General features: G+C 60.7%; 2 protein-coding genes and 2 pseudogenes. 1 reads left to right on the top strand and 3 read right to left on the bottom strand.

Going from position 1 to position 3,797, the window contains the following annotated elements; all coding sequences use genetic code 11:
• A pseudogene (locus tag QZ638_RS22805) lies at window positions 1–294 on the bottom strand (30S ribosomal protein S7); the annotation flags it as partial.
• Window positions 295–353: 59 nt separating this feature from the next.
• A complete protein-coding gene (rpsL, locus tag QZ638_RS22810; RefSeq protein WP_007010616.1) occupies window positions 354–725 on the bottom strand; it encodes a 30S ribosomal protein S12 in 372 nt (123 codons plus the stop codon).
• A 467-nt stretch (window positions 726–1,192) separates the two neighbouring features.
• On the opposite strand from rpsL, the gene QZ638_RS22815 reads away from it, so the two are divergent.
• Window positions 1,193–1,474 (top strand): transcriptional regulator, encoded by a 282-nt coding sequence (locus QZ638_RS22815; RefSeq protein WP_295814963.1) that lies wholly within the window; start codon window positions 1,193–1,195, stop codon window positions 1,472–1,474.
• A gap of 166 nt (window positions 1,475–1,640) precedes the next feature.
• On the opposite strand, the pseudogene QZ638_RS22820 reads toward QZ638_RS22815, so the two are convergent.
• Window positions 1,641–3,797 (bottom strand): annotated as a pseudogene (locus QZ638_RS22820) (DNA-directed RNA polymerase subunit beta'); the annotation flags it as partial.

The raw sequence follows: 3,797 nt of genomic DNA on the forward strand, positions 1-3,797 counted from the left end.
CGCCTGACGGCGCTCGGGACGGACATCGACCGGCACCTGATAGGTGGCGCCACCAACACGACGGGAACGAACCTCGACGTGCGGAGCCACGTTATCCAACGCCTGATGGAAGATTCCAACAGGCTCCTGCTTCAGCTTGTCCTCAACCTGCTCGAACGCACCGTAAACGATACGCTCGGCGGCGGACTTCTTGCCATCAAGCATGATGGCGTTCATGAACTTGGTCACAACCGTATCACCGAATTTCGGATCCGGGTTGATCTCTCGTTTTTCTGCGCGGTGGCGACGGGACATGTTTTTCGTCTCTTACCTTCGAGGCCCGGCTCAAAATAGAAGCGCCGAAGCCGGATAACCTACTTCGGACGCTTGGCGCCGTATTTCGAACGACGCTGCTTGCGGTTCTTCACACCCTGGGTGTCGAGCACGCCACGAATGATGTGGTAGCGAACACCCGGAAGGTCCTTCACACGACCGCCGCGGATCATGACCACGGAGTGCTCCTGAAGATTATGCCCCTCACCGGGGATATACCCGATGACCTCAAAACCGTTGGCGAGGCGGATCTTCGCCACCTTGCGCATGGCCGAGTTCGGCTTCTTCGGCGTCGTCGTGTAGACGCGCGTACAAACACCCCGCTTCTGCGGGTTGGCCTGCATGGCCGGAACCTTATTGCGCTTAACCGGCGCAATGCGCGGTTTGCGGATCAACTGGTTAACGGTAGGCATCAAACCTTCCCTTGTTACAATTCCGTGTCTCAAGCCCGAGGGCCGCATCGAAAACAGAATGCACGTCATGCACAAAACCGGGCTGCCAAACCGCCTTAACGGTCTTGCCCGGACAAACAGCAGAGGAAGCGTTTCCGCTTCATGCGCCGCAAATTCTGTCGCTCGCAAAAACGAACCCTGTTTGAGACCTAATCCGGGGCGTGTCGCCCCGAAAGAAAAAGCCTCACATCGGCTCGGACGAAGCGGGTATTACTCGCAAGTCGATTAACCGTCAACCCCGCCGCGACAATTATCTTGCGTGAAGCCCGACCACGCGGTGCGAGCCCAGTCCAAAGACAGATTATTGCTCAAACGGGAACGATTTCGCAGCGAAACCATACCCCGGCTCTGTCATTCTCTCTTCACGCATGCGAGAAGCAGGCTTCATGTAGTGAGCGTTGGCCGCTCGGCAAGAATCGGGAATCACAATGAGCGAATCTGAAGAACGCGCAGTCACCATCGTCACAGGGCGGGTCTGGCGCGAAAAGGGCGCTGAAAGCGAAGGCGTGCACATTATGCTGTTGGCCCCCGACGACGACACGGCAGTGCGCCTTGCGCTGGAAGCGCTTGCCCGCGAAGGTTATGCCGAAGCGGAGCTCGACCAGATCGGTGACATGGAAGGCGAACCGGACGAGGAACCGCACCTCTCAGCGTGGCAAGGCGCGCTTGAAGGCGAGATCGCCATCGTGACCTTCGACGAGCCGATCTAGTTCAACCATCAAACGGATGCGAAAAGCCCGGCCCCACCGCCGGGTTTTTCTTTTCGTTCGAGCAGCCAGGCTCGCTGTCGTGCGGCGCTGTCGACTTCGGCAGCAGCCACACAAAAAGAAAAGCCGGACACGAGGCCCGGCTTTTCCGCTTTCACTGGCGCCGCGTCTACTCTGCAGCGCTCGTGGTCATGTCGGCGATCATCGGATCGGCCATCTCGGCACCGGACGTCTTGCGACGCTCGTCCAGGATCAGATCGTCGCGCGAACGTGCGATGCGGCGAACCTGGCTCATGGCGCCACCGGTACCGGCCGGGATCAGGCGGCCAACGATCACGTTCTCCTTCAATCCCTGCAGCGTATCGATCTTGCCGGCAACGGCCGCCTCGGTCAGCACACGCGTGGTCTCCTGGAAGGAGGCTGCGGAGATGAAGGACGGCGTCTGCAGCGAAGCCTTGGTGATGCCGAGAAGGACCGGCTGGCCTTCGGCAGGCTTCTTGCCCTCTTCCACCAGCCGATCGTTGATCTCCTCGAACTCGACGGAGTCGACGTGATCGCCCGGAATATAGGTGGAGTCGCCCTGCGCCGTGATCTCGATCTTCTGCAGCATCTGGCGAACGATCACCTCGATGTGCTTGTCGTTGATCAACACGCCCTGCAAGCGATAGACCTCCTGGATTTCGTTGACCAGGTAGGACGCCAGAGCCTCCACGCCCTTGATCGCCAGGATGTCGTGCGGTGCAGGGTTGCCGTCGAGAATAAAGTCGCCCTTCTCGATCTGGTCGCCGTCCTGAAGATGGAACGGCTTGCCCTTGGGAATAAGATATTCCGCGGGCTCCAGCGTCGAGTCATGCGGCTCGATCACGATGCGGCGCTTGTTCTTGTAGTCGCGGCCGAAGCGAACCGTACCATCAATCTCGGCGATGATGGCGTGATCCTTCGGACGACGGGCCTCGAACAGTTCCGCGACGCGCGGCAGACCACCGGTAATGTCCTTCGTGCGTGCGCTTTCCGTCGGGATACGAGCGATCACGTCGCCCGGCTTCACCTTGGAACCCGGTTCGACGGACAGAACCGTCTCCACCGAAAGCAGGAAGCGCGCGTCCCCGCCGCGGGCGAGCTTGGCAAGCTTGCCCTTGGCATCGAGCACCGTCAGTGCCGGCTTAAGGTCCGAACCACGCGGCGTTGACCGCCAATCGATGACCTCACGCTTGGTGATGCCGGTCGACTCGTCCGCGGTTTCCTGAACCGACACGCCGTCGACCAGATCCTCGAACGCAACGGTGCCTTCCACCTCGGTCAGCATCGGGCGGGTATATGGGTCCCACTCGGCGATGCGCTGGCCGCGCTTCACCTTGTCGCCTTCGTCGATGAACAGACGTGAACCGTAGGTCAGGCGATGGCTCGCACGCTCTTCGCCGTTCTCGTCCATGATCAGCACCGCCATGTTGCGGCCCATCACGACAAGATCGCCCTCGGAGTTGCGCACCACATTGCGGTTCCGCACCTTGACCGTGCCCTCGAAGGAGGCTTCGAGGAACGACTGATCGACCACCTGTGCCGTACCGCCCATGTGGAAGGTACGCATGGTGAGCTGAGTACCAGGCTCACCGATCGACTGCGCGGCGATCACACCGACAGCCTCACCGATATTGACGGGCGTACCGCGCGCCAGGTCGCGACCGTAGCAGACCGCACACACACCATTACGCACCTCACAGGTAAGCGCGGAACGAATGCGGACGGACTGGATGCCGGCATTTTCGATGGCTTCGACATCGCGCTCATCGATCAAGCGCCCAGCCGAGACGATCACTTCGTCCGTGGCGGGATTGACGATGTCGTCCAGCGCCGTGCGGCCGAGCACGCGTTGTCCGATGGACGCAACCACCTGACCGGCATCGACGATCGGCTGCATGGTCAGGCCCTTGTCGGTGCCGCAATCGGGCACTGTGACAATGCAGTCCTGAGCCACGTCAACCAGGCGGCGGGTCAGGTAACCCGAGTTCGCCGTCTTCAGAGCCGTATCGGCCAGACCTTTACGGGCGCCGTGGGTGGAGTTGAAGTACTCCATCACGGTCAGGCCTTCCTTGAAGTTCGAGATGATCGGCGTCTCGATGATGGAGCCGTCGGGACGCGCCATCAGGCCGCGCATGCCGGCGAGCTGACGCATCTGCGCCGGTGAGCCACGGGCACCGGAGTGCGACATCATGTAGACCGAGTTCATCGGCTTCTGACGACCGTCTTCGTTGAACTCGACCGCCTTGATGCGCTTCATCATCTCGTCGGCGACCTTTTCCGAGCACTTTGCCCAGGCATCAACGAC

This window comes from uncultured Nitratireductor sp. (assembly GCF_913053745.1).
Lineage (GTDB): Bacteria > Pseudomonadota > Alphaproteobacteria > Rhizobiales > Rhizobiaceae > Nitratireductor.

Coding starts and splice junctions, on each gene's coding strand:
- QZ638_RS22815 (WP_295814963.1), top strand. CDS start 1,193: ATGAGCGAATCTGAAGAACGCGCAGTCACCATCGTCACAGGGCGGGTC.
- rpsL (WP_007010616.1), bottom strand. CDS start 725: ATGCCTACCGTTAACCAGTTGATCCGCAAACCGCGCATTGCGCCGGTT.